Genomic DNA, 2,221 nt, shown 5'->3' with positions numbered 1-2,221 from the left:
TGATTTTATATATAATATGTGTGCCTAGCATGGGCATTTTTTATTTATCGAAGATAAATAATTCATCTAGAGGGTGCAAGTCTTTTATGGGCGGGGGGGCTTCGACCTTGCTCAGGACAGCTTATCAATTAACGTAACGGTGGACTACATAATAAAAGCCGTATAAGAGATTTGTATAGCCTGTCCTTAGCTTGACGAAGGATATATGGTGGTACTTCGATAAACTCAGTAGAGCTGTGAGAGGTTTAGGAGTGAAAATCCCCTTTTCGTACTCGACTACAAAACGTTTAATTTTTACTTATAATCAGAAATTCTAACTCGTTAAAAGGTAAGTCTACAAAAGTATCTTTTAGGCCTTTATTGTTAAAGTTGTAGCTATTTATTGCACTAGTATTGTTCAGTTTTTTGTCCGAAAAGATATCTTTTGCTTTTTCTAAATTTAAATTTGAAGGCAATTCAATTTTAATTTCTCCTTTTTTAAATTCTAGATCCTTAAAATATAAGTTTTTTTCTTGTCCACAGTTACAGGAGATTTTCATTGTGTCTAAATTTTTAACAAACACAAATTGCTTTTCAAAATAGTCTTTACCAATATTCGCCCATTTTCTTTTCAAAATGATTATGCTATTTTTGTTATAAACCTCTTGTTCATAAGGAGATTCAATTGGTCGTATTCCATTTTCAATGAAACTAAAAGCTATTAAATCATTTTTTTTTAAATCAAGAATGGCTTGGTTTTGAGCCCCACAAGAGGTAAAAGCAAGACTAAATATTATTAAAATTACTTTTTTCATTTTTTCAATCCTTTAATTCCTTCTATTATTCCTTTCCTTACTATTGTAATCATCTCTTTAGTCTTATTATTTGAAAAGTCTTCCCTGACGTTTTCATTCTGTAATTTAGATATATGAAAGTGACCAGTAGGAAGAATCGGTTTTTTTTCTTTCCTCAATCTTGCTACACGATAAAAGATTTCATTTGATAAATAATTACCTCCAGAACCTTGGCTAAGTTTTTGCTCTTTATCTGGTTTTATTTTCTTAGGGTTAGGAACTCTGTCAAATTCCCAGTTATATTCTACATAAGGAGCATTAGTCATTTCTTTTGGTAAAGTTGTTTCTATCCATTCATCATTTGAATTTAATGCCTTGGAGTTATCTTCACGAGTATAGTCTAAATTATCATTAAATCCACCACGTCTTAAAGTTGCAAATTTATCGATATTATAATCACCAGGTAAAGATTGACTTATAGTAATAATCGTATCAACTTGATCTATATAGTTATGAATATATTTTTCAATTATTCCTTTTCCTTCTCCTTTATCGTTTTGCTGACTATTATCAAAATCAGAATATCTAACAGGAACAATCATAGTTTGTATGAATGAATTTTCAATATTTTTTCCTTGAAAATTAAGAGCTACACATCCTGATGGATTTGACTGTAATATATTAAAACCTCTTTTGTATTTATGATCAAAAGAGTTCAATAAAAATGGGTCAAACCCTGTTATCAATATCTTTTTCTTATTTCCTGCTTTAGAGAAATCAATTCCAGTATAGTTTCTGCTTTTTTCCTCAAACAGTTTAATAATATTTTCTAATTCGGTATCTGGACAAACTATTGAAGTCTCTAAATCAACTTGATCTTTAAACAAAGGACTTCGCTTTAACCAAGTTTGCATTTTATTTCTTGCCCAATATAAAGGTCTATCATCAAAATTGCCTCCTTGTACTTGTTTTACAGCAGCATCCCAGAGTGCAGTTGCTTTTTCTTCAACTAGAGGTTTTATTTCAGAAATTGTTATGTCTTCTGCAATTACCTTTTCTATAAATTCATCTACAATACTTTTGATGTCAGTGGTGCTATTTATGAATTTATTTTCATAGTTTGTTTGTTTATCTTTTTTTCCACTATTATCTGTGTTAAAAAGCCCAATGAGTTCTTCGTAGTTTCTTCGGTAAGTATGGGGGATTAGAAGTTCTTTTGGGTTAGAATAGGTTGTCTCATTAATACTAACCTTAAAGGTTTTTATAGTATTCTTTTTTACAGCAGTTAGATGTTGGGTATAATTATAAATTTCTATACTCTGATCATACTCTTTTATCGGTATATGAAAGGGATCTATTGTTGTAGTTTCGTTATTAAGAACTTCTATTTGTTTGAATTCTTTTTTGAATGTTCCGTCATTGGATTCTATGACAACATCTATTTTTTG

The 2,221-nt window shown here is 30.0% G+C and carries 1 protein-coding gene and 1 pseudogene; both read right to left on the bottom strand.

Annotated features, from left to right (window positions below):
- Nucleotides 1-287: 287 nt before the first annotated feature.
- Nucleotides 288-794, bottom strand: coding sequence for a hypothetical protein (locus H527_RS0118615; protein ID WP_027414046.1), 507 nt, complete (start codon nt 792-794; stop codon nt 288-290).
- Nucleotides 791-2,221, bottom strand: a pseudogene (locus H527_RS24260) (hypothetical protein); the annotation flags it as partial. The pseudogene H527_RS24260 and the gene H527_RS0118615, both read right to left, overlap by 4 nt.

It is taken from the genome of Aquimarina muelleri DSM 19832 (assembly GCF_000430665.1).
GTDB lineage: Bacteria > Bacteroidota > Bacteroidia > Flavobacteriales > Flavobacteriaceae > Aquimarina > Aquimarina muelleri.
The sequence above is the reverse complement of the archived record's forward strand: the minus strand, read 5'-3'. Positions and strand labels throughout refer to the sequence as shown.

Bases quoted from the DNA above. Each gene is read 5' to 3' on its own strand.
- H527_RS0118615 (WP_027414046.1), bottom strand. From the start codon at position 794: ATGAAAAAAGTAATTTTAATAATATTTAGTCTTGCTTTTACCTCTTGT.